Source organism: Streptomyces rhizoryzae (assembly GCF_023155275.1).
In the GTDB taxonomy this organism is placed as follows: domain Bacteria; phylum Actinomycetota; class Actinomycetes; order Streptomycetales; family Streptomycetaceae; genus Streptomyces; species Streptomyces rhizoryzae.
The window spans coordinates 1-22199 of sequence record NZ_JALMUV010000009.1; the positions used below are offsets into that span (position 1 = coordinate 1).

At 75.1% G+C, this 22199-nt stretch carries 20 protein-coding genes, 1 pseudogene and 1 riboswitch; of the genes and pseudogenes, 9 read left to right on the forward strand and 12 right to left on the reverse strand.

Annotation, left to right across the window (positions count from 1 at the left end; translation table 11 throughout):
- A pseudogene (locus MUU72_RS10020) lies at nucleotides 1–354 on the forward strand (aa3-type cytochrome oxidase subunit I); the annotation flags it as partial.
- A gap of 50 nt (nucleotides 355–404) precedes the next feature.
- The gene (locus tag MUU72_RS10025) at nucleotides 405–743 is read left to right on the forward strand and encodes a hypothetical protein (protein ID WP_248012824.1); all 339 of its coding nucleotides are present in this window, start codon (nucleotides 405–407) and stop codon (nucleotides 741–743) included.
- Here MUU72_RS10025 and MUU72_RS10030 read toward each other — a convergent pair.
- The gene (locus MUU72_RS10030; protein ID WP_248012825.1) at nucleotides 715–1947 is read right to left on the reverse strand and encodes a cytochrome P450; all 1233 of its coding nucleotides are present in this window, start codon (nucleotides 1945–1947) and stop codon (nucleotides 715–717) included. The two genes, MUU72_RS10025 and MUU72_RS10030, sit on opposite strands and share 29 nt — an antisense overlap.
- 279 nt (nucleotides 1948–2226) lie before the next feature.
- On the opposite strand from MUU72_RS10030, the gene MUU72_RS10035 reads away from it, so the two are divergent.
- Complete coding sequence (locus MUU72_RS10035; protein WP_248012826.1) at nucleotides 2227–3396, forward strand: steroid 3-ketoacyl-CoA thiolase; 1170 nt, start codon at nucleotides 2227–2229, stop codon at nucleotides 3394–3396.
- Here MUU72_RS10035 and MUU72_RS10040 read toward each other — a convergent pair.
- The 6 genes from MUU72_RS10040 to MUU72_RS10065 all read right to left on the reverse strand — a co-directional run bounded on the left by MUU72_RS10040 (nucleotide 3380) and on the right by MUU72_RS10065 (nucleotide 10436).
- Nucleotides 3380–4270: an ECF transporter S component gene (locus MUU72_RS10040; RefSeq protein ID WP_248012827.1), complete on the reverse strand. Its 891-nt coding sequence runs from the start codon at nucleotides 4268–4270 to the stop codon at nucleotides 3380–3382. The two genes, MUU72_RS10035 and MUU72_RS10040, sit on opposite strands and share 17 nt — an antisense overlap.
- Nucleotides 4267–5886, reverse strand: coding sequence for an ABC transporter ATP-binding protein (locus tag MUU72_RS10045; protein ID WP_248012828.1), 1620 nt, complete (start codon nucleotides 5884–5886; stop codon nucleotides 4267–4269). Before MUU72_RS10045 ends, MUU72_RS10040 begins: the two co-directional genes overlap by 4 nt.
- Nucleotides 5883–7064, reverse strand: a complete 1182-nt coding sequence (locus tag MUU72_RS10050; RefSeq protein ID WP_308403807.1) for a CbiQ family ECF transporter T component — start codon at nucleotides 7062–7064, stop codon at nucleotides 5883–5885. Before MUU72_RS10050 ends, MUU72_RS10045 begins: the two co-directional genes overlap by 4 nt.
- Complete coding sequence (locus MUU72_RS10055) at nucleotides 7061–7723, reverse strand: SCO2322 family protein (RefSeq protein WP_248012962.1); 663 nt, start codon at nucleotides 7721–7723, stop codon at nucleotides 7061–7063. The genes MUU72_RS10050 and MUU72_RS10055 overlap by 4 nt, the downstream gene beginning before the upstream one ends.
- A gap of 5 nt (nucleotides 7724–7728) precedes the next feature.
- A complete protein-coding gene (locus tag MUU72_RS10060; protein ID WP_248012829.1) occupies nucleotides 7729–8967 on the reverse strand; it encodes an SCO2321 family membrane protein in 1239 nt (412 codons plus the stop codon).
- Between the two features lie 146 nt (nucleotides 8968–9113).
- Nucleotides 9114–9234, reverse strand: a riboswitch (cobalamin riboswitch).
- Between the two features lie 122 nt (nucleotides 9235–9356).
- Complete coding sequence (locus MUU72_RS10065) at nucleotides 9357–10436, reverse strand: Strvi_7410 family MBL fold metallo-hydrolase (RefSeq protein ID WP_248012830.1); 1080 nt, start codon at nucleotides 10434–10436, stop codon at nucleotides 9357–9359.
- A 344-nt stretch (nucleotides 10437–10780) separates the two neighbouring features.
- Here MUU72_RS10065 and MUU72_RS10070 point away from each other — a divergent pair, with 344 nt between their 5' ends.
- Nucleotides 10781–12232, forward strand: a complete 1452-nt coding sequence (locus MUU72_RS10070) for an aldehyde dehydrogenase (RefSeq protein ID WP_248012831.1) — start codon at nucleotides 10781–10783, stop codon at nucleotides 12230–12232.
- Nucleotides 12232–12465 carry a ferredoxin gene (locus MUU72_RS10075; protein WP_248012832.1) on the forward strand — a complete coding sequence of 78 codons (234 nt, stop codon included), beginning with the start codon at nucleotides 12232–12234 and terminating at the stop codon, nucleotides 12463–12465. Before MUU72_RS10070 ends, MUU72_RS10075 begins: the two co-directional genes overlap by 1 nt.
- A 263-nt stretch (nucleotides 12466–12728) precedes the next feature.
- Here MUU72_RS10075 and MUU72_RS10080 read toward each other — a convergent pair whose 3' ends face one another.
- Complete coding sequence (locus MUU72_RS10080) at nucleotides 12729–13367, reverse strand: TetR family transcriptional regulator (protein WP_248012833.1); 639 nt, start codon at nucleotides 13365–13367, stop codon at nucleotides 12729–12731.
- A gap of 239 nt (nucleotides 13368–13606) precedes the next feature.
- On the opposite strand from MUU72_RS10080, the gene MUU72_RS10085 reads away from it, so the two are divergent.
- The 4 genes from MUU72_RS10085 to MUU72_RS10100 all read left to right on the forward strand — a co-directional run bounded on the left by MUU72_RS10085 (nucleotide 13607) and on the right by MUU72_RS10100 (nucleotide 17664).
- Nucleotides 13607–14956: a glycosyltransferase family 4 protein gene (locus tag MUU72_RS10085; protein ID WP_248012834.1), complete on the forward strand. Its 1350-nt coding sequence runs from the start codon at nucleotides 13607–13609 to the stop codon at nucleotides 14954–14956.
- 86 nt (nucleotides 14957–15042) lie between these two features.
- Nucleotides 15043–15873 (forward strand): class I SAM-dependent methyltransferase, encoded by an 831-nt coding sequence (locus MUU72_RS10090; RefSeq protein ID WP_248012835.1) that lies wholly within the window; start codon nucleotides 15043–15045, stop codon nucleotides 15871–15873.
- A complete protein-coding gene (locus MUU72_RS10095; protein WP_248012836.1) occupies nucleotides 15870–16940 on the forward strand; it encodes a prenyltransferase in 1071 nt (356 codons plus the stop codon). Before MUU72_RS10090 ends, MUU72_RS10095 begins: the two co-directional genes overlap by 4 nt.
- 151 nt (nucleotides 16941–17091) lie before the next feature.
- Nucleotides 17092–17664: a hypothetical protein gene (locus MUU72_RS10100; RefSeq protein ID WP_372503065.1), complete on the forward strand. Its 573-nt coding sequence runs from the start codon at nucleotides 17092–17094 to the stop codon at nucleotides 17662–17664.
- Nucleotides 17665–18165: 501 nt separating this feature from the next.
- Here the strand turns inward: MUU72_RS10100 and MUU72_RS10105 are convergent.
- The 4 genes from MUU72_RS10105 to MUU72_RS10120 form a co-directional block, all read right to left on the reverse strand.
- Nucleotides 18166–19179: an LLM class F420-dependent oxidoreductase gene (locus tag MUU72_RS10105; protein ID WP_248012838.1), complete on the reverse strand. Its 1014-nt coding sequence runs from the start codon at nucleotides 19177–19179 to the stop codon at nucleotides 18166–18168.
- Between the two features lie 181 nt (nucleotides 19180–19360).
- Nucleotides 19361–20173 (reverse strand): DUF5336 domain-containing protein, encoded by an 813-nt coding sequence (locus tag MUU72_RS10110; protein WP_248012839.1) that lies wholly within the window; start codon nucleotides 20171–20173, stop codon nucleotides 19361–19363.
- A gap of 192 nt (nucleotides 20174–20365) precedes the next feature.
- The gene (locus MUU72_RS10115) at nucleotides 20366–21268 is read right to left on the reverse strand and encodes an N-acetylmuramoyl-L-alanine amidase (protein WP_248012840.1); all 903 of its coding nucleotides are present in this window, start codon (nucleotides 21266–21268) and stop codon (nucleotides 20366–20368) included.
- Nucleotides 21269–21286: 18 nt separating this feature from the next.
- Entirely contained in the window at nucleotides 21287–21946 is a 660-nt protein-coding gene (locus tag MUU72_RS10120; protein WP_248012841.1) for a class I SAM-dependent methyltransferase, read from the reverse strand.
- Nucleotides 21947–22199 lie beyond the last annotated feature (253 nt).

The following is a 22199-nucleotide window of genomic DNA, read 5'->3' on the forward strand; positions in this document are numbered from 1 at the left end:
ATCGGCTTCCACGGCACGTTCCTCGTCCAGCACTGGCTGGGCGCCGAGGGCATGCTGCGCCGGATCCCCGACTATCTCGCCGCCGACGGCTTCACCACGCTGAACACCGTCTCGACCATTTTCTCGTTCCTGCTCGGCATGTCGATCCTGCCGTTCCTCTACAACGTCTGGAAGACCGCCAAGTACGGCCGGAAGGTCGGCGTGGACGATCCGTGGGGCTACGGCCGTTCGCTGGAGTGGGTGACGTCCTGCCCGCCGCCGCGGCACAATTTCCACACTCTGCCGCGGATTCGCTCCGAATCGCCGGCGTTCGATCTGCACCACCCCGAGATCGCGGCCGGGGCCGGGGAATGAGGGGGCGGCGGCCGGCGGCCGGGGAATCCGGCGGGACGGCGGACGTGCGGATGGACGAGGTGATCAACGAGATCGAGGGCTATCTGCTGTGGGAGGCGGAGAAGGAACGGGCCGGCGCGCAGGCGGAGGACTTCTGCGCCCGGCTGCCGTGGCTGACCACCGCGCAGCGGGCGGAGGTGGTCCGCCACTACAGCCGGGAGCAGCGCGCGCAGTCCCGCTCGTACCTGGAGCGTGTCGCGGCCCGCAGTGCCGAACTGCGGACCGCTTACGAGGACACTTACCGCGGGCTGCGGCGCCGGCTGGTGCTGGCCGTGCTGGCCGCCGGTGCGCTGGAGCTGTTCGTGCTGGCGGTGCTGTTCCTCACCGGTAGCGCACCCGCAGCTCCTTGACGCCGTTCAGCCAGGCGGAGCGCAGCCGCCGGGGGGCGCCGGTCAGGGCGATGTCCGGGAGGGCGTCGGCGAGGGCGTTGAAGATCAGGTTGATCTCCAGGACGGCCAGCGACTTGCCGAGGCAGAAGTGCGGCCCGCCGCCCCCGAAGCCGAGGTGGGGGTTGGGGTCGCGGGTGATGTCGAAGACCTCGGGGCGGTCGAAGACCTCGGGGTCGTGGTTGGCCGAGGAGTAGAAGATGCCGACCCGCTGGCCCTCGCGGAGGTGCGCGCCGCCCAGTTCGGTGTCCTGGGTGGCGGTGCGCTGGAAGGAGACCACCGGGGTCGCCCAGCGCACGATCTCCTCCGCGGCGGTCGCCGGGCGCTCGCGCTTGTAGAGCTCCCACTGCTCGGGGTGGGTGAGGAAGGCGTGCATGCCGTGGGTGATGGCGTTGCGGGTGGTCTCGTTGCCGGCCACCGCCAGCAGCAGCACGAAGAACCCGAACTCGTCGGAGCCGAGGTTGCCCTCGTCCTCGGCCGCCACCAGGCGGCTGACGATGTCCTGGGCCGGGCACTTCTTGCGGTCCGCGGCGAGGTTCATCGCGTAGGAGATCAGCTCCACGGCCGCGTTGGCGCCGACCTCCTCGGTGATGGCCAGCTCCGGGTCGTCGTAGGCGATCATCTTGTTCGACCAGTCGAAGATCCGGGCCCGGTCGTCCTGGGGGATGCCGATCAGCTCGGCGATCGCCTGGAGCGGCAGCTCGCAGGCGACGTCGGTGACGAAGTCGCCGGAGCCCTTCGCGCCCGCCCCGGCGACGATCCGCTCGGCCCGCCGGCGCAGCGCGTCCTCCAGGGCGCGGATGGCCCGCGGGGTGAAACCGCGCTGCACGATCTGCCGGACCCGGGTGTGCTCGGGCGGGTCCATGTTGAGCATGATCAGTTTCTGGACCTCGATCTGGTCCCGGGAAATGGCCGGATTGAAGCGGATGATCGAGGTGTTGAGGTTGGCGGAGAAGACGTCCGGGCGGGTGGAGACCTCCTTGACGTCCTGGTGGCGGGTGACGGCCCAGTAGCCGTCGTCGTCGAATCCGGCGACGCCGTGCGGCTGGGGGATCCAGCACACCGGCGCGGTCCCGCGCAGCCGGGCGAACTCCGGCAGCGGGACCCGGGCCTGGTAGACGTCGGGGTCGGTGGGGTCGAACCCCTCGGGCAGCGCGGGGCAGTGCATCGGCGGCTCCTGGTCCGGCGGCGTCCAGCGCCCTGACGGCACCGCGGTCCCCGGCACGGGTGTCTGACGGCCCATCAGATGCAGGTCGCGGTGACGGTAGTGACGCGTCCCGCAAGTGGCAAGGGTCACGGCAACGCTACGTGCCCACAAGGGCGTTGCCGCCCTCTTGCGTCGTGCCGGGGCGCTCACGAGACTGTGCGAGGAACTAGAACGCGTACTAGTTCTTCCCTCCGCGGGCGCCGGGACGCCCGCGGACGCGAGGAGAGGACGAGTTGAGTCATGGCCGCCGAACCCGTCATCGTCGAAGCCGTACGCACGCCCATCGGCAAGCGCCAGGGCGCGCTCGCCAACCTCCACCCCGCCTACCTCCTGGGCGAGACGTACCGCGAACTCCTCGCCCGCACCGGCATCCAGCCCGACTGCGTCGAGCAGATCGTCGGCGGCACCGTCACCCACGCCGGCGAGCAGTCCATGAACCCGGCCCGCAACGCCTGGCTCGCCATGGGCCTGCCCTACGAGACCGCGGCCACCACCGTGGACTGCCAGTGCGGCTCCTCCCAGCAGGCCAACCACATGGTCGCCAACATGATCGCCGGCGGCGTCATCGACATCGGCATCGGCTGCGGCGTGGAGGCGATGTCCCGCGTCCCCCTCGGCAGCGGCTCCAAGCACGGCCCCGGCAAGCCCTGGCCGGACGAGTGGAACGTCGACCTGCCCAACCAGTTCGAGGCGGCCGAGCGGATCGCCCGCCGCCGCGGCCTGACCCGCGAGGACGTCGACGCGTTCGGCCTGCTCTCCCAGGAGCGCGCCGCCACCGCCTGGGCCGAGGAGCGCTTCAAACGCGAGACGTTCGCGGTGCAGGTGCCCACCACCGAGGAGGAGCAGGCCGCGGGCCAGGGCATGTGGCGGCTGGTCGACCGCGACGAGGGGCTGCGCGACACCAGCGCGGCGGCGCTGGCCGGCCTCAAACCCGTCATGCCCACCGCCGTGCACACCGCCGGCAACTCCTCGCAGATCTCCGACGGCGCCGCCGCCCTGCTGTGGTCCTCCAAGAAGATGGCCCGCGCGCTGCGGCTGAAGCCCCGGGCCCGGATCGTCGCCCAGGCCCTGGTCGGCTCCGACCCGCACTTCCACCTCGACGGGCCCGTCGACGCCACCCGCGCCGTCCTCGGCAAGGCCGGGATGTCCCTCAAGGACATCGACCTGGTCGAGATCAACGAGGCGTTCGCGTCCGTGGTGCTGTCCTGGGCCCGGGTCTTCGGCCAGGACCTGGAGAAGGTCAACGTCAACGGCGGCGCCATCGCCCTGGGCCACCCCGTCGGCGCCACCGGCGCCCGCCTGCTGACCACCGCCCTGCACGAACTGGAGCGCCGCGACAAGGAGTTCGCCCTGATCACCATGTGCGCGGGCGGCGCGCTGGCGACCGGGACCATCATCCAGCGGCTGTAGACCCCGCCGCCGGGCCGGCCGGGCGGGGCGCCCCGTCAGCCCCCGCCGGCGGCCCGGCCGGCGCCTCGAACGCCACCGGGGCCTCGAACGCCGCCCGGCGGGTGGCCCGGCGCAGCGCCTTGAGCACCGGGGCGCCGAGCACCAGGGTCAGCACCACGGTCACCGCCGCGCGCGGCAGGTCCCAGCCCAGCGACGTCGCCAGGCAGTACGCCGCGTAGCGCGCCAGATTCGCGGTGAGCGGATCGCCCGGCACGAACGACACCCCCGACGCCAGCCCGCCCAGATACGGCCAGCCCTGGAGGTTCATCACCAGCCCGTAGCCCACCGACGCCACCGCCCCGTAGCCGGCCAGCAGCGCCAGCTCCCGGCGGCCGCGCAGCCGGTCCGGGCCCGGCAGCAGCCCCGCGCCCATCGCCACCCAGCCCATCGACAGCATCTGGAACGGCATCCAGGGCCCGACCCCGCCGGTCAGCAGCGCCGACGCGAACATCGCCACCGAACCCAGCGTGAAACCGAACCCCGGCCCCAGCACCCGGCCCGCCAGCACCATCAGGAAGAACATCGGCTCGATCCCCGCGGTGCCCGCGCCCAGCGGCCGCAGCGCCGCCCCGGCCGCCGCCAGCACCCCGAGCATCGCGATCGCCTTGGCGTCCAGCCCGCGGTCCGCGATCGTCGCCACCACCACCGCCAGCAGCAGCGGCAGCAGCGCCGCGAACAGCCACGGCGCGTCCTGCGCGTGCGCCAACCCCGAGCCGGGACCGGCCAGCAGCGGCCAGCCGAACGCCACCACCCCGACCGCCGACACCAGGCACAGCGCGGCCACCGACCGCGGACCCAGCCGCACCGCGCGGACCCGCCGCCCCGGGCCCGTCACGCCGGCGCCCCTTCCAGGGACCGGGCCACCTGGGACACCGTCAGCCACGGCAGCGGCGCCAGCACCTTGGCGACCTGCGGGGCGAACGCGGGGGAGGAGACCACCACCTCAGCCGCCGGGCCGTCCGCGACCACCTCGCCCTCCGCCAGGATCACCACCCGGTGCGCCAGCTCCGCGGCCAGCTCCACGTCGTGGGTGGCCAGCACGAGGGCGTGCCCCTCGGCGGCCAGCGCGCGCAGCACCTCCACCAGCCGGGCCTTGGCCGCGTAGTCCAGGCCGCGGGTCGGCTCGTCCAGCAGCAGCAGCGGCGGCCGCGCGGTCAGCACCACCGCCAGCGCCAGCGCCAGCCGCTGCCCCTCCGACAGGTCCCGCGGATGCGCCGCGTCCGGCACCCCGGGCAGCAGGCGGGCCACCAGCTCCCGGCAGCGGCCGGCCGGTGCGTCCGCGTCCCGGTCGGCGGCGGCGCACTCGGCCGCCACGGTGTCCGCGGACAGCAGGTCCCGCGGGTCCTGCGGCACCAGCCCGACCCGGCGCAGCAGGTCGCGCGGCCGGGCCTGGTGCGGGGCGCCGTCCCCGACCCGGACCGTCCCGGACGACGGGCGGTGCATCCCGACCAGGGTCCGCAGCAGCGTCGACTTCCCCGCGCCGTTGCGGCCCATCAGCGCCACCGTCTCGCCGGCCCGCACGGTCAGGCCGATCCCGTGCAGCACCGGCGTACGGTCGCGCCGGACGACCAGCCCGGCCACCGACGCCACCGGCTCGCCGTCCGCCGCCGGGGCCCGGTCCGCCGGCGCACCGGCCGCGGACAGCCGCTCCCGCAGCGGTGCCGCCTTGCGCCGGGCGTCCCGCACCGACAGCGGCAGCGGCGACCACCCGGCCAGCCGGCCCAGCTCCACCACCGGCGGCCGCACCGGCGAGGCGGCCATCATGGCGGCCGGCTCGCCCATCACCGGCGCCGCGCCCGGCCCCGGCAGCACGATCACCTGGTCCGCGTACTGCACCACCCGCTCCAGCCGGTGCTCGGCCATCAGCACCGTCGTGCCCAGGTCGTGCACCAGGCGCTGGAGCACCGCCAGCACCTCCTCAGCGGCGCCCGGGTCCAGCGCCGACGTCGGCTCGTCCAGCACCAGCACCTTCGGGTGCGCGGTGAGCACCGAGCCGATCGCCACCCGCTGCAACTGGCCGCCGGACAGCGTGCGCAGGGCCCGCTCCCGCAGGTCGGCCAGGCCCAGCAGGTCCAGCGTCTCCTCGACCCGGCGGCGCATCACGTCCGGGGCCAGCCCGAGGGACTCCATGCCGTAGGCCAGCTCGTCCTCGACGGTGTCGGTGACGCAGTGCGCCAGCGGGTCCTGGCCCACCGTGCCGACCACATCGGCCAGTTCGCGCGGCGGATGGGTCCGGGTGTCCCGCCCGCCGACCGTCACCCGGCCGCGCAGCGTGCCGCCGGTGAAGTGCGGCACCAGCCCGCACACGGCGTTCAGCAGGGTCGACTTCCCGGCCCCGGACGGCCCCACCAGGAGGCACAACTCGCCCTCGGGCACGGTCAGATCGACCCCCTGCACGGCCGGCGCGGCGGCATCGCCGTAGGTCACCGAGACCTGCTCGAAGCGGATCACTGGGCGGGCTCCTTCGTGAACGGACCGGAATCGGCGGAACGGGACGGTGCGGCGGGGGCGGCGGCCCGGGAGCGGCCGGCGGACACCGGGCGCCCGGCCCGCACCGGCACCGGCGCGGCCACCGCCGGCACCAGCCCCACCAGCAGCGACAGCGCCGGCCACAGCGGCAGCACCGGCGCGGTCAGCGGCACCGCCGGCGGGTGCAGCGCGGCCGGGGCGTAGCCGTTCGCCGCGATCATCAGCGCCGCCACGGCCACCCCGGACCCCGACACCAGCCAGGCCCGCACCCCCCACGGCTCGGGCCGGTAGCGGGTCCGCACCGACCGGCGGCCGCCCAGCCACAGCCCCGCCAGCGCCGCCGCCAGCCCGGCCAGCAGCACCGGCAGCCCGTAGCCGCCGCCCGCGTCCCCCAGCAGCCCGTACGTGCCCGCGCACACCCCGAGCAGTCCGCCCAGCGTCAGCAGCGACGTCAGCCGCCGCACCGCGGGCGGCACCTGCGCGGTCCGGCCGTACCCGCGGGCGTCCATCGCCGCGGCCAGCGCCACCGACCGCTCCAGCGCCCCCTCCAGCACCGGCAGGCCCACCTGCAACAGCGCCTTCATGCCCCGGTCCGGACGGCCGCGCAGCCGCCGGGCCGCCCGCAGCCGCTGCACGTCGGCCACCAGGTTCGGCGCGAACGTCATCGCGACCACCACCGCCACCCCGGCCTCGTACAGCGCGCCGGGCAGCGACTTCAGCAACCGCGCCGGACTGGCCAGCGCGTTGGCGGCGCCCACGCAGATCAGCAGGGTGGCCAGCTTCAGCCCGTCGTACAGCGCGAAGACCATGCCCTCCGCGGTCACCCGGCCACCGATCCGGACACCCTGCGCCCAGTGGGGGAGCGGGAGTTCGGGCAGCGTCACCAGTGTGTGCGTCCCCGGGATCGGCGACCCCAGCACGAACGCGAACACCAGCCGGATCCCCAGCACCACCAGCCCCAGCTTGACGAACGCCCCGTACGACCGGGCCCACGGCGCGTCCGTCCGGCGCGCCGCCACCACATAACCGGCCACCGCCGCCAGCAGCGCCAGCAGCAGCGGATTGGCGGTCCGGGACGCCGCGGTCGCCAGGCCCAGCGCCCACACCCACCAGGCGCCCGCGTGCAGCGCGGTGCCGCGGGCCGCCCGCGGCGCGCTCATCCGCGCCGCCGGCGCGCCTGCCAGACCGCGGCCGCGCCCAGCACCACCACCGCGCCGACCCCGGCGAACAGCCCCGCCGACGGGCCGCCGCCGGCACCGTCCGCCGCGCCGGCCGCCGGCTTCCGCTCCGCCCCGCCGCCGGCCACCTGCTCCGCGCAGCCCGACCGCGGGTACCCCGCGATCCCGCACAGCAGCCCGGCCGCGTCGTACCGCAGCGGCTCGGCGACCGCGGCCAGCGCCTCGCCCGCCGAGGCATCCGCCGGCACCCGCGCACAGGCCGTCCGCGCGGCCGGCGGCCGCTCCCCGGACGGGGCGTCCGCCGCCGTCCCGAAGTCGATCACCACACCGATCCGCTTCTGCCCGGCCGCGGCCCGTCCGGCACCGCACAGCGCGGCGAAGTCCGGGGCCGGGCGCGGCGCCGCGGCCCGCGCGGAGTCCGCGCTCACCGCGAACCGGAAACCCGCCACGGCACCGTCGGCCGGCCGCGCCGTCCCCGGCCCCTGGGTGGCGTACGCCCACGAAGCGGACGGGCCGGCCGCCGCCCGCCCGTCCCAGAACGACCAGTACCGGTACTCCTGCGCCTGGGCGGCCCCGGCGACCGGACCGGCCACCAGCCCCGCGCCGAGCAGTGCCGCCACCGCCCACCGGGCCCCGCGTATCCGGCTCACAGCGCGTTCTTGCCCTTGCGGCCGCTGAGCAGGAAACCGACCCCGGCGCCGATGGCGAGGCCGACACCGATCACCCACCAGATCCCGATGCCGCCGCCGTCCTCGGAGTGCCCCTCCCCGGAGTGCCCGTCCTCCGCCGCGGTGACCGGCGCGGGCCCGGTGGCGTTCAGCGCGGCGACCAGGTCGGTGCCGCCGAAGGAGCGCGGGTCCGTCCCGGTGGCCCGCGCGGCGAGCACCAGCTGCGCGTACGCCGCCGGGCCGTTCTGCTTCGCCCACCCCGCGGCGTTCTTCTCCAGCCACGCCAGCGGCTTCTTCGCGGCCTCGGCGTGCCCGCCGGCCGCCAGCGCGACCACCGTGTCCGCGGTGTTCCCGACGTCGGGCTGCTGCTCGGCGCCCGGCATCGCCGACCGCAGGTGCTGCCCGTTGGCGTCCAGCTGCGCCACCAGGTACGCGGCGCCGCCGTCCGCGGCGGCCCGGGCGTCACCGGCCCGCGCACCGTCCTGCCCGCAGGCCGGCGGCTCGACCGGCCGGTCCTTCCCGGCCGCCGGCACCACGAAGCCCTTGCCCAGCGCCGCGGTGACCGCGGCCGCCGTCGCGTCCGCGTTGGGCGCCGCGTTCTTCAGCTGGAAGGTGAACGCACCGCGCTCCCCCTCCTTCGCGTCACACCCCAGCTGGAACCCCAGCAGCGCCCGGTCCGGCGCGTGGCCGTCCTTCCGCACCGCCTCCGGCTTCTCCCCGGCCGCGGCCAGCGCCCCGATGACCACCGCCGTGGAGTTGGCGTCGCTGGCCGCACCGGGCATCGAGCCCCAGCCGCCGTCCGCCTGCTGCACGGACGCAAGCCACCCCACGGCCTTGTGCACGGCGTCCCCGTGCCCGCCCAGGGCGGCCAGCGCCTGCACCGCCGCGGCCGTCTGATTGGTGTCGCGCAGCGTCTTGCCGTCGCACGCCGCCCGCGGATCGGCCCGGAACGCGGCGAACGCCCCGTCCGCACACTGCTGGCCCACCAGCCAGCCGACGGCCGACGGGGCCGGGCGCACGCCCACGGTGTGCTGCGCCAGCAGCGCCAGCGACTGCCGCCACACCCCGTCGTACTGCGGGTCCTTGGTGCCGTAGAGCCCCTCCGGCAGCTTCTGCGGGGGCGCCGCGCCGGCGGCCAGCACGGCGGCGGCCGCGGCGGCGGCCAGCGCGCCGGCGGTACGGCGCGTCCGGGATGCGGCGGGATGCGTGGGGGCCATCGGGGTGGGTGCCTCTCGGTTCGGTCGGGTCGGGCGCGAAGCCGCGCTCGGCCGACCGCCGGCGCACCCGACCGGGTGCGCCGCGGTGGCACCGGGCTCAGCTCCGCGAACCTCGACGGTGCCGCACACCGGCCATCCGGTGGCGGGAGCCATGGCCGTGCCCCACGGGTGCTCCGGCTCGTCCGGCCGCCGGGCGGCCGTCCTCACGGTTGCGGGTCAGCGCCGGATTTCCACCGGCTTCCCCCGATCAGGCACGGATGAAGTTGTCCCGCACACCTTAACCCGGCCTTCACACCCCGCCCCGGGGCCGTCTGCCCGCCCCCGGGGCGGGGCACCGGACCGGCACCGCCCGGCGCGTACCCGAGGCGCCCGGCAGGCCCCCGCACGCCCTACACCGCCACGTACCGCACCGGGTCGGCCCCCACCGCCTCCACCACCCCGCGCTTCACCAGGTGCCGCACATGCGCCTCGGCCTCCGAGACGGCGATGGTGCGGGAGGCGGGCGGGATCTGCTCCCAGGGGCGGTTCCACCGCATGGCACGGGCCAGCTGCCAGGGCGTGAGCGGCTCGGCGAGCAGCGCACGGAGGCCGGCGAGCCGCTCCTCGTGGTGGCCGAGCAGCTCCCGCACCCGGCCCGCCGCGTCCGGGAACGCGTGCTGGTGCGCCGGCAGCACCTCCGCCGGTGCGAGATGGGCGATGCGCGCCAGCGAGTCGAGGTAGTCGCCGAGCGGATCCCCCCGGTCGGCGAGGTCCAGGGCCGCCTCGTCCGGTTCCTCGTACAGCCCGATGTGCGGGGTGATGCCCGGCAGCAGGTGGTCCCCGGAGAACAGCCGCCCGAAGCCGGCCGCACCGGCGGAACCGGCCCCGCCCCGCGCCGGGCCCGGATGTCCCTCCTCCAGATGCAGGCAGACGTGCCCCGGGGTGTGCCCCGGCGTCCAGACCGCCCGGAGCCGCCGCCCGGGCAGGTCGAGGAGCGCGCCCGGTTCGATCCCGCGGTCCGGCAGCGCGGCCCGCCGCCCCGGGGGCTTCCGCCCGCGCCCGGCGGCCCGGGCGGCCCGCAGCGGCTCCAGATGGTCGTCCGGCGCTCCCGCCGCCGCGAGCTTCCCGAGCAGGTAGTCCAGCCACCGGCCGGGCTCCGCCTCCCGGGTGCGGCGCACCACCGCGGCGTCCGCGGCGTGCATCGCGATCCACGCACCGGAGGTCTCCCGCACCCGGGCGGAGAGCCCGTGGTGGTCCGGGTGGTGGTGGGTGATCAGGACGCCGTGCAGCTCGGCCGGGTCGAAACCGCAGGCGGTGACCCCGGCGGTGAGCGCGTCCCAGGACTCCGGGTCGTCCCAGCCGGTGTCGATGAGGACCGGGCCGCGGTCGGTCTCCAGGAGGTGGACGAGGGTGTGGCCGAGGGGGTTGTCGGGGAGGGGGACGGCGATGCTCCACACCCCGCCCTTGTGGTCGATCACCTGTGGCGCCATCGGTCCCGTCCCCTCGTGTGCCGGTGCCGACGCGCGTGCCGGTGCCGGCACCTCACTATAACTAGAACGAGTTCCACCACTAGGTCCGATAACCGCCAACGGCAAGGGAGTTGGTGCAGGGGGGCAGCGCGGAGAGCCGGCGCGGGGAGGCGATATCCGTACCGGGCCGTGGACTCCGCACGGTGGAACTGGTATCAGTTCTGCTGCACCATTCCTGATGCAGCGTCAGAAACCGAACCCCGCCGCACCCTTCCCCGCCGCCCCCTTCCCCGCCGCACCCGCACGCCCACCCGCACCCGCGCACCCACCCCGTCCCCCTCGACACCGTCGAAAGGCGGCCAGCGATGAGCGACCTCGTCGAGCACGGAAAGCTCTACATAGGCGGTGAGCTGGTCGATCCGGCCGGCCCGGACACGATCGAGGTGGTCTCGCCGCACTCCGAACAGGTCATCGGCCGGGTCCCGCACGCCGCGCGGGCCGACGTCGACCGGGCGGTGGCCGCGGCCCGGGCGTCCTTCGACTCCGGGGTGTGGGCGAACGCCCCCCTGGCGGACCGGATCGCGGTGGTGACCCGCATCAAGGACGCGTTCGCCGCGCGCAGCGAGGAGTTCGCGCGGGTCATCGGGGCGCAGAACGGTACGCCGGTGACCTCCGGCCTGCTGGTGCAGTCGCTGGCCGCGATGATGGTGTGGGACGCCGCGCTCACGGTGGCCGCGGACTTCCCGTTCGAGGAGCGGCGGGCCGGTGTGCTGGGGCCGCTGCTGGTGCGCCGGGAACCGGTGGGGGTGGTCGCGGCCGTGGTGCCGTGGAACGTCCCGCAGTTCACCGCCGCCGCCAAGCTCGCGCCGGCGCTGCTGGCCGGCTGCTCGGTGGTGCTGAAGGTGTCGCCCGAGACGCCGCTGGACGCGTACCTGCTGGCGGAGATCGCGAGCGGGGCCGGACTGCCGGCGGGGGTGCTGTCGATCCTGCCGGCCGACCGGGAGGTGAGCGAGTACCTGGTCGGGCACCCGGGCGTGGACAAGGTGTCGTTCACCGGGTCGGTGGCGGCCGGCAAGCGGGTCATGGAGGTCGCGGCGCGCAACCTCAGCCGGGTGACGCTGGAACTGGGCGGCAAGTCGGCCGCGGTGATCCTGCCGGACGCGGACCTGGACGCGGCGGTGGCCGGGATCGCGCCGTTCGCCTGGATGATCAACGGGCAGGCGTGCGTGGCACAGACCAGGATCCTCGCGCCGCGCAGCCGCTACGACGAGATCGCCGAGCGGTTCGCGGCGGCGGCGGCCGGCCTGGCCGTCGGCGACCCGCTGGACCCGGCCACCGAGGTCGGGCCGCTGGTGGCCCGCCGCCAGCAGCAGCGCTCGCTGGACTACATCGCGCTGGGCCTGCGGGAGGGCGCCAAGGTGCTGGCCGGCGGCGGCCGCCCGCCGGGGCAGGAGACCGGCTGGTACGTCGAGCCGACGCTCTTCGGCGACGTGGACAACGGCATGCGGATCGCCCGGGAGGAGATCTTCGGGCCGGTGATCTGCCTGCTCCCCTACGGGGACGAGGAGGAGGCGGTGCGGATCGCCAACGACTCGGAGTACGGGCTGTCGGGGTCGGTGTGGACGGCCGACACCGAGCACGGCGTCGACCTCGCGCGGCGGGTCCGCACCGGCACGTACTCGGTGAACACCTTCAGCATCGACATGCTCGGCCCGTTCGGCGGCTACAAGAACTCCGGTATCGGGCGGGAGTTCGGCCCCGAGGGGTTCGGTGAATACCTGGAGCACAAGATGATCCACCTGCCGGCGGGTGCGTGATGGCGGAGCGCTGGCGGGTGGCGGTGGACCGGGGGGTGTGCATCGGGTCGGGCCTGTGTGCGGGGACCGCACCGGACCGGTTCCGGCTGGACGCGGCCCGCCAGTCCCACCCGGTCGACCCGGAGACCGAGGCCGCGGACGCCCTCCTGGCCGCCGCCGAGAACTGCCCGGTCGAAGCCATCACCCTCACCGCGACCCCCACCGGCACACCGGTCTTCCCCCCGGAGGAGTGAGCGGGGGAGGGGAGGGCGGGCGCCGGGGGGGCGGGCCCGGGGCCCGTAGGGGGCGGGGCGGGGCGTCCCGTAGGGGTCGGGCGGCCCCCTTGCGGGCCCTCTACCCGCGAGGGGGGCGGAGCCAACGCTTCCGAGGGCCACCCGAGCCGGACGCTCACCCAGGGGCCGAGGGGCCGAGGGGCCAGGGCGCCAGAGGGGCAAGGGCCAAGAGGTCAGGGGGCCAAGGGGGCCAGGGGGTCAGGGGCGCCAGGGCGTCGGGCAGCTCACCGCCCCCGTTTCGTCCCCGGGGCGGTCAGGTCGATCAGACGGCAGACGGTTTCGATGTCGATCTTTACCTGGGCGATCGAGGCGCGGCCGGACAGCCAGGTGATCAGAGCCGAGTGCCAGGTGTGCTCGATGACCCGGACGGCGGAGAGCTGTTCCGGGGTGGGCGGGCCGTCCAGGCCCATCGCGTCGAGGATGATCGCGGTGGTCAGCCGGGAGACGGTGTCCACCTCGGGGCTGACGGACCGGTCGGCGAAGGTCAGCGCGCGCACCATCGCGTCCGCCAGGTGCGGTTCGCGCTGGAGGGCGCGGAAGGCCCGCATCAGGGTCTGGGCGACCCGGGCGCCGGGGTCCTCCTCCGACGGGGGCCGCTTGCGCAGGGTGGCGTGCATGCGCTGGAGCTGGTCCTGCATGGTGGCCACCAGCAGGTGGATCTTGGAAGGGAAGTAGCGGTAGAGGGTGCCGAGCGCGACCCCGGAGGACTCGGCGACCTCGCGCATCTGGACGGCGTCGAATCCGCCCCGGCCGGCGAGTTCGGCACTGGTGTGCAGGATGCGGCGGCGCCGGGCCTCCTGACGCTCGGTCAGGGGAGGACTCGCCGGAAGCGCCGGCCTGGCCGCCTTGGATTCCGTAGTCATGTGTCCCATTCCGTGGCTTTCCGTCCGCGATGCGGTGAGTGCCGGTGGTCGTGATCGGCACAGCATGGCAGGGGCCGTGCCGTGGCGCGAATCACCTGGTGCGGCTCTTTTCGCCCTGGTGGCGGCCGGTAGATTCGAAGCTCGGTGAACTGATCAGTAGCTTTTCAGTTCTGTAACTTGTTCTAGATTACCGCCAGCGGTTACGCTCCGGCGAAAGTCCAGTGAGAAGGGGGCCGTGCGTGACCGCAGAGGCCGTCCAGGCAGCCGCGCCTCGCCCGGCGGAGACCCCCTCGGCCTCCGCCCCGACGGACCGTGAGCGTCCGCTGCGGATCGCCATGCTCACCTACAAGGGGAACCCGTTCTGCGGCGGGCAGGGCGTCTACGTCCGCCACCTCTCCCGCGAACTGGCCCGGCTCGGCCACACCGTCGAGGTCATCGGCGCCCAGCCCTACCCCGTCCTCGACGAGGGCGTGACGCTGACCGAGCTGCCCAGCCTCGACCTCTACCGCCAGCCCGACCCGTTCCGCACCCCCCGGCGCGACGAGTACCGCGACTGGATCGACGCGCTGGAGGTCGGCACGATGTGGACCGGCGGCTTCCCCGAGCCGCTGACCTTCTCGCTGCGCGCCCGCCGCCACCTCGCCGCCCGGCGCGGGCAGTTCGACGTGGTCCACGACAACCAGACCCTCGGCTACGGCCTGCTCGGCGGCCCCGGCGCGCTCGGCGCCCCGCTGGTCACCACCATCCACCACCCCATCACCGTCGACCGCCGGCTCGACCTGGCCGCGGCCGCCGACTGGAAGCGGCGCGCCTCGGTCCGCCGCTGGTACGGCTTCACCCGGATGCAGAAGCGGGTGGCGCGCCGCCTGCCGTCGGTGCTGACCGTCTCCGGCTCCTCCCGCCAGGAGATCGTCGACGACCTCGGCGTGCACCCCGGCCGGATCCACGTCGTCCCCATCGGCGCCGACACCGACCTGTTCTCCCCGGACCCCGCCGTCCGCGAGGTGCCCGGCCGGATCGTCACCACCTCCAGCGCCGACGTCCCCCTCAAGGGGCTGGTCCACCTCGTCGAGGCGCTCGCCAAGGTGCGCACCGAGCACCCCGGCGCCCACCTCGTCGTGGTCGGCAAGCGGGCCGACGACGGGCCGGTGGCCGCCGCCATCGAACGGCTCGGCCTGTCCGGCGCCATCGAGTTCGTCAAGGGCATCAGCGACGCCGAACTGGTCGACCTGGTGCGCGGCGCCCAGATCGCCTGCGTCCCCTCCCTCTACGAGGGCTTCTCGCTGCCCGCGGCCGAGGCGATGGCCACCGGCACCCCGCTGCTGGCCACCACCGGCGGCGCCATCCCCGAGGTCGCCGGGCCGGACGGCGAGACCTGCCTGGCGGTGCCGCCGGGCGACGCCGGGGCGCTGGCCGCCGGGCTGCTGCGGCTGCTGGACGACGCGGACCTGCGCGCCCGGCTCGGTGCGGCCGGCCGGGAACGGGTCCTGGCCCGCTTCACCTGGCGGCAGGCCGCCCTCGGCACCGCCGAGCGCTACCGCGAGGCCATCGCCCGTCAGCGCACCGGTGCCGCCGCCGGCCGCCGGTGACCCGTACCATGCCGTCCCCCCGCAGTCCACGCCGCACCCCCACGCACCTCCCCCGCCCCTGACCGCCGGACGAAAGCGTAAACGCCGTGCTGACCGTCGACTTTTCCCGTTTCCCGCTCGCCCCCGGCGACCGCGTCCTCGACCTGGGCTGCGGCGCGGGCCGGCACGCCTTCGAGTGTTACCGGCGCGGTGCGCAGGTCGTCGCCCTGGACCGGAACGGCGAGGAGATCCGCGAGGTCGCCAAGTGGTTCGCCGCGATGAAGGAGGCCGGCGAGGCCCCGGCGGGCGCCTCCGCGACCGCCATGGAGGGCGACGCGCTGGCCCTGCCGTTCCCCGACGAGAGCTTCGACGTCGTCATCATCTCCGAGGTCATGGAGCACATCCCGGACGACAAGGGCGTGCTCGCCGAGATGGTCCGGGTGCTGCGCCCCGGCGGCCGGATCGCGGTCACCGTGCCGCGCTACGGCCCGGAGAAGATCTGCTGGGCGCTGTCCGACGCGTACCACGAGGTCGAGGGCGGCCACATCCGCATCTACCGCGGCGACGAACTCCTGGACCGGATGCGCCAGGCGGGCCTGAAGCCGTACGGCACCCACCACGCGCACGGGCTGCACAGCCCCTACTGGTGGCTCAAGTGCGCCTTCGGCGTGGACAACGACCAGGCGCTGCCGGTGAAGGCGTACCACAAGCTGCTGGTCTGGGACATCATGAAGAAGCCGCTGGCCACCCGCCTCGCCGAGCAGGCCCTCAACCCCCTCATCGGCAAGAGCTTCGTCGCCTACGCCACCAAGCCGCACCTGCCCCGGGCCGAGGCCGAGGCCGCGGCGCCCGAGGCCGCCGCCGGGCCCGCCCCCGCCGGCAAGCCCGCCCGTACCGCCGCCCGGCGCACCGGCACCGCCCGCGGAGCCGCCAAGTGACGAGTCCCGGGCGCACCGAACGGCTGGTCCTGCCGGGGGTGCTGACCGCCGAACAGGCCGCCCGCACGGTCGCCGGCATCCTGGCGACCCAGCGCACCGACGGCGCCATCCCCTGGTTCCGCGGCCACCACCTCGACCCGTGGGACCACACCGAGGCGGCCATGGCGCTGGACGCGGCCGGCGAGCACGAACGCGCCGAGGCCGCCTACGACTGGCTGGCCCGGCACCAGAACCCGGACGGCTCCTGGTACGCGGCGTACGCCGACGGCGACCCGGACGCCCCCACCGACCGCGGCCGGGAGAGCAACTTCTGCGCCTACCTCGCGGTCGGGGCCTGGCACCACTACCTCTCCACCGGCGACGAGGCGTTCCTGGACCGGATGTGGCCGGCGGTGCACGCCGCGATCGGCTACGTCCTCGAACTCCAGCAGCCCGGCGGCGAGATCGGCTGGAAGCGCGAGGACGACGGCACACCGGTCCGCGAGGCGCTGCTGACCGGCTCGTCCTCCGTCTACCAGGCGCTGCGCTGCGCCCTGGCGCTGGCCGAGCAGCGCGAGGAGCCGCAGCCCGACTGGGAACTGGCCGTCGGCCGGCTCGGCCACGCGATACGCCACCACCCCGAGCGGTTCCTCGACAAGTCCCGCTACTCCATGGACTGGTACTACCCGGTGCTGGGTGGCGCGGTGCGCGGCGCGGCGGCCCGGGCACGGATCGACGCGGACTGGGACCGCTTCGTCGTCCCCGGCCGCGGGGTGCGCTGCGTGTCGCCCAACCCCTGGGTCACCGGCGGCGAGAGCGCGGAACTGGCGCTGGCGCTCTGGGCCATGGGGGAGTCCGACCGGGCCGTGTCGATCCTGAAGTGGATCCAGCACCTGCGCGCCGAGAACGGCATGTACTGGACCGGCTACGTCTTCGCGGACGACGCGATATGGCCACGCGAACAGACGTCCTGGACGGCCGGTTCGGTGCTGCTGGCGGTGGCCGCGCTGGGCGGTGACGAGGCCACCACCTCGGTGTTCGGCGGCGAGCGGCTGCCGTCCGGGCTGGCCCCCGACTGCTGCCGGTAGCCCGCGGCGCGGGCCGGACGGCCCGGGGCTGCCGGGCCGTCCGGCCACCCCCATCCGGCCGGTTACGGGTGGCGGCGCCGCGGCGGACGGGGCAGGCTGCGGAGGTCGGATCCCCAGCCGAACCGAACCGCCGGAGCGCGCCGTGACCGTTGTGCCGTCCCCCGTCCGCCCCCGCGCCGCCGTCCGCCGGGCCGCCGTCGCCCTGCTGCTGGCCTGCGCCCTGACCCTGGGCGCCGCGGCCTGCGGCGGCGCGAAGAAGAGCGACGGCCGGGCGGGCGGCTCGGCGGCCGGGACGCCCAGCCCCTCCACATCGGTGGAGCGGCAGAAGTTCGCCAAGACCCGCTTCGTCGCCAACGCCGGGCTCGCGGCCGGCGCCGCCTACAAGTGGATCATCAAGCCGTACCGGGCGGGCGGCTTCCAGAAGGGCGCCGCGCACCGCAAATCCGCCCTGGTCAAGGCGGGCCTGGCCGGCGTCTTCACCTACAACCGCCTCAAGGCCGCGGTCCGCAACGCCCAGGGCGACCCGGCCCTCTCCAAGGCCCTGGCCCCCCTCAACAGCGGCATCGAATCCCTGAAGAACCTCGGCACGAAGCTGCGGGGCGGCGCGGACGGCGCCGATGTCGCCTCGTTCCAGAACGTCATCGGAGGCGTCAAGGACGCCGGCGCGAAGCATGGGGCGACGGTTACCGACCAGGTGCCGAGTGCCTCGCAACTCGGTGGGTAGCCCACGTTGTCGGCTGTCCCGCCGCGGGGGTTCTTTCGTGTGCGCCTGCGGCGCGTTGCGTTGTTTCCGCTGCGCGGGGCTTTTGGGGTGCGGTGACGGGGCTGCGGGGGTGGCATGCCGGACTGCTGCGCTTTACGTCCGGCACACCACCCCCGCAGCCCCGTCCCCTCCCGTTGGGGGTGGATTTCCAGGTGGGTGGGGGCTGAGGTGAGTGGGTCGGTGCGAGTTGTGTGTTTACGGGTGAGCGCCCATGCACTGGCGACGGCCCGTAGGGGACCACCGGCATTCGCCCCCAACCATCGTTTTTCATGACCCTCCTCGGGAGGGGGCGGGGGTGGGGGGGGGGGGGGGGGGGGCCGGACGTAAAGCGCAGCAGTCCGGGTTACCCCCACCCCACACCCCCGCCACCGCTGCCGAACAGCCCCGCGCAGCGGACTCCCAGCCCCGCGCCGCAGGCGCAACAGGAACGCACCCCGCGGCGGGAAAGCCAACAACGTGGGACTACGAATCACACAGCGCGGCAAGCACCCGTAGGGTTTTCGGGTCCGGGGCGGTGACCAGCAGGTCCGTCACGGGGCCGGCGCGCCACAGGGCGAGCCGTTCGGCGATGCGGGAGCGCGGGCCCACGAGGGAGATCTCGTCGGCGAAGGCGTCGGGGACGGCCCGCACCGCCTCGTCCCGGCGGCCTTCGAGGAAGAGCCGCTGGACCCGGCGGGCCTCCTCCTCGTAGCCCATGCGCGCCATCAGGTCGGCGTGGAAGTTCCGGGCGGCGTGGCCCATGCCGCCGATGTAGAAGGCGAGCATGGCCTTGACGGGGAGCAGGCCCTCGGCGACGTCGTCGCAGACCACGGCGCGCACCATGGGGGCGATCAGGAAGCCGTCGGGGGCGGTGGCCAGCGGTTCGCGGTAGACCTCGGGGCGGAACGGGGACCAGTACAGCGGCAGCCAGCCGTCGGCGATCCGGGTGGTCTGGGCGATGTTGCGGGGGCCCTCGGCGCCGAGCAGGACGGGGAGGTCGGGCCGCCGCGGGTGGGTGATGGACTTCAGGGGTTTGCCCAGGCCGGTGCCGTCCGGGCCGCCGTAGGGGAGCGGGTGGTAGTCGCCGTCGCAGGTCACCGGGTGTTCGCGGCGCAGGACTTGGCGGACCACGGCCACGTATTCGCGGGTGGCGGTCAGCGGGCTGCGGGGGAACGGGCGCCCGTACCAGCCCTCGACGACCTGCGGCCCGGACAGCCCGAGGCCGAGCAGCAGCCGCCCGCCGGAGAGGTGGTCGAGGGTGAGGGCGTGCATGGCGGTGGCGGTGGGGGTGCGGGCGGCCATCTGGGCGATGCCGGTGCCGAGTTTGATGCGGGAGGTGTGCGCGGCGATCCAGGTGAGCGCGGTGAACGCGTCGGAGCCCCACGCCTCGGCGGTCCACACCGAGTGGTAGCCCAGCCGCTCGGCCTCGCGGGCCAGGTCGAGGTGGCGGGGGTCGGGGCCGCGGCCCCAGTAGCCGAGCGCCAGACCGAGTCGCATGGGGCCGCCCTTCTCCGAGGCCGGTTGCCGGCAGAGCATCGCCGGAGTACTGACGGAGCGTCAGATCCCTGGCGGGACCGCACTGTACGGCCCTGGCCCGGTCATGGCAACGGCCCCTGCCGGGTGGGGCAGGGGCCGCGGGGCGGGGGGCGGCCGCGCCGGGGCGGCCGGGTCGCGGGTGTCAGCCGCGCTGGATGCCGGTGGTGTCCTGGAGGATGCCGCGCCGGCCGTCCTGGGTCTGCGCGATCAGCGCCGAGCCGCGCTGCTCCACCGCGAGGTACCACGTGCCGGGCGCCAGTTCGGCGATCGGCGACGGCGCCCCCTCCTCGCTGTAGAGCGGGCGGGGCACCGGCACCGCGAACCAGAACGGGGCGAAGTCGGCCGGGCTGCCGGCCGCGGCGGTGGCCCCCGCCGCCCCGCCGGCGGTGGCGCCGGAGTCCTGGGCCGGGGCCGGCTGGCCGCCGTGCGTCTGGCCCGGCTGCTGCTGCGCGCCCGGGTAGCCGTAGCCGCCCGGCTGCTGCTGCTGGGCGCCCGGGTAGCCGTAGCCCTGGGTGCCGCCGGCCTGGCCGTACGGGCCGGTGACCTGCGGGCGGGGCGCGCCGACCAGGGCGGTCTTCAGCGCCGGGACGAGCGGGGTGGCGACCGCGGCGCCCGCCTGGGCCAGGGTCGCGATCAGCCCGAGGATCAGACCCGCGCCCGCGCCGTGGCTGTCGATGATCGCCCAGAACGCGGTCCAGGCGGCGAACACGGACAGCGCCACCCCGAACTGCCCGAGCTCCAGCCCGGCGACCTTGCGCGGCTGCGGCAGCGCCCGCGCCGTGACGATCAGCGCGGCGGCGATGACGCCGGCCAGGTAGACGCTCATCAGCAGGTGCAGCGATTGCCAGGCGTTCGTGTCGCCGTACGCGTAGAGGCTGAGGAACGAGGCGATCAACAGCAGCACCGCTGCTCCGATCACCACCCCATCGCCTCGACTGAGGGAGCGGATGTTCACGTAAAGGTCCTTTGTCGGTTTCGTGTTCCTGGTCGACTCGTGAGGGCGTCGACGCTGTCACTGGCGCGCGGTGCGTGGCACGGCGATGGCCCCCCATCGTAAAGGGGAACCTATCGCCGGAACCTGTGGGCCGTCCCGGAGTAGCGGCGCGTCCGCGGAGGGAAGTCCGCGCGCCGCTCGGCGGAAGTCCGTTCAGCGCGTCAAGAAGTCCGTAATGCCCTCGGTGATCCCGCGGGCCGCCTTTTCCCGCCACTGCGCGTCGGTCAATTGCGCGGCGTCCTTCGGATCGCGCATATTGCCGCACTCGATGAACACCTTCGGGACGGTGGAGAGGTTCAGGCCGCCGAGATCCGCGCGGACGTCCAGGCCGGTGCCGTGCCCGAGGTAGTTGGACCGGGCGCTTCCGGTCGCCGCCGCGAAGTCCCCGGCCAGGCGCTCGCCCAGCTCGCGGGAGGGCCCGGTGATCGGCGCGGTGTCGGCCGCGCCCGCGGTGACCCGGTCCGGCAGGATCACGTGGAACCCGCGGTTGCCGGGCGCCGAACCGTCCGCGTGCACCGAGACCGCGGCGTCCGCGTGGGCCGCGTTCCCGGCCGCGGCCCGCTCGTCCACGCACGGCCCGTACGGCCGGTCGCCGTCCTGGGTGAGCACCACCCTGGCCCCCTCGGCCTCCAGCAGCGCCCGGGCCCGGCGCACCACGTCCAGGGTGAACGCCGCCTCCGGGTAGCCCCCGTCGGTGGAGGTGCCGGTGGTGTCGCACTCCTTGCGGTCGTTGCCGATGTCCACGAGCCGGGCGATCTGCCGGGTGTGGTCAATGTTGTGCGGATTGTGTCCCGGGTCGAGGAGGACGGTCCTGCCGTGCAGGCTGCCGGGGCCGGCCGGCCGGGTGGCCGGCGGTGCCGGGTCCGCGCCGCCCGGCGAGGACGCCCCCGGGGCCGGCGACGCCGGGGCGGCGGCCCCGGGGGCGGCCGGACCGCCGCCCGGCGACCGCCAGAGCAGCCAGCCGCCGGCGCCGGCCGCCACCAGCACGGCCAGTGCGATCAGCAGGGCGCCGCGCGGGCGGCGGCGGTACGCGGGGAAGGTGCTGCCGTTCGACACGTGCGCGATGCTAACGGCTCAGATCCCGGCGCCCGTCCGCCGCAGGACCCGCAGCGAACGGTGCGCGGACACCTCCGTGAACGCCCCGGACGCCAGTGCTCGCCGGTAGATCCGGTACGGCGCCCGGCCGCCGTCCGCCGGGTCCGGGAAGACGTCGTGGATGACCAGCAGGCCGTCCGGCGCGACGTGCGGGGCCCAGCCCTCGTAGTCGGCGGTGGCGTGCTCGTCGGTGTGGCCGCCGTCGATGAACACCAGCCCGGCCGGCGCCCGCCACAGGGCCGCGACCCGCGGCGACCGGCCCACCAGGGCGATCACGTGGTCCTCCAGGCCCGCGGCGTGCAGGGTCCGGCGGAAGGCGGGCAGGGTGTCCATCCGCCCGACGGCCGGATCGACCACCTCCGGATCGTGGTACTCCCAGCCCGGCTGCTGCTCCTCGCTGCCCCGGTGGTGGTCCACGGTGACCGCGCTGACCCCGGCGGCGCGCGCCGCCTCGGCCAGCAGGATCGTGGAACGGCCGCAGTACGTGCCGATCTCCACCAGCGGCAGCCCCAGCCCGGCCGCCTCGGTGGCCGCCGCGAACAGGGCGAGCCCCTCGTCCGTCGGCATGAAGCCCTTCGCCGCCTCGAACGCGGCGAGGATCTCCGGCCGGGGCGCGGTCGGGGCCGTGGGCGCGGTCATGGGTTCCTCCTGGGGGGTCGGCCGTGGTCCGGCGGCGGTCGCTGCTCATCGTGCCGTACGGGCCCGGCGATATCGGAACGGGGGTTCCTATTGCCTTCGCATTCCGCGGTGCCGGATTGGCGGTTTTCCGGGTCGGGGCCGGTGCGCGGCCGGTGTGCCGCGGTCCGTTCCGCGCGGCGCCTTTGCGGCGTTTCCGGTGCGTATCCGGGCCGGTGGAAAGGTCCGGAACGCCCCGGGAAGCGCGCCCGGAACG

What these genes read in the sequence shown, in the direction of transcription:
- MUU72_RS10025 (WP_248012824.1), top strand. Translation starts at nt 405, where the DNA reads ATGGACGAGGTGATCAACGAGATCGAGGGCTATCTGCTGTGGGAGGCG.
- MUU72_RS10030 (WP_248012825.1), bottom strand. Translation starts at nt 1,947, where the DNA reads ATGCACTGCCCCGCGCTGCCCGAGGGGTTCGACCCCACCGACCCCGAC.
- MUU72_RS10035 (WP_248012826.1), top strand. Translation starts at nt 2,227, where the DNA reads ATGGCCGCCGAACCCGTCATCGTCGAAGCCGTACGCACGCCCATCGGC.
- MUU72_RS10050 (WP_308403807.1), bottom strand. Translation starts at nt 7,064, where the DNA reads ATGAGCGCGCCGCGGGCGGCCCGCGGCACCGCGCTGCACGCGGGCGCC.
- MUU72_RS10060 (WP_248012829.1), bottom strand. Translation starts at nt 8,967, where the DNA reads ATGGCCCCCACGCATCCCGCCGCATCCCGGACGCGCCGTACCGCCGGC.
- MUU72_RS10065 (WP_248012830.1), bottom strand. Translation starts at nt 10,436, where the DNA reads ATGGCGCCACAGGTGATCGACCACAAGGGCGGGGTGTGGAGCATCGCC.
- MUU72_RS10070 (WP_248012831.1), top strand. Translation starts at nt 10,781, where the DNA reads ATGAGCGACCTCGTCGAGCACGGAAAGCTCTACATAGGCGGTGAGCTG.
- MUU72_RS10075 (WP_248012832.1), top strand. Translation starts at nt 12,232, where the DNA reads ATGGCGGAGCGCTGGCGGGTGGCGGTGGACCGGGGGGTGTGCATCGGG.
- MUU72_RS10080 (WP_248012833.1), bottom strand. Translation starts at nt 13,367, where the DNA reads ATGACTACGGAATCCAAGGCGGCCAGGCCGGCGCTTCCGGCGAGTCCT.
- MUU72_RS10105 (WP_248012838.1), bottom strand. Translation starts at nt 19,179, where the DNA reads ATGCGACTCGGTCTGGCGCTCGGCTACTGGGGCCGCGGCCCCGACCCC.
- MUU72_RS10120 (WP_248012841.1), bottom strand. Translation starts at nt 21,946, where the DNA reads ATGACCGCGCCCACGGCCCCGACCGCGCCCCGGCCGGAGATCCTCGCC.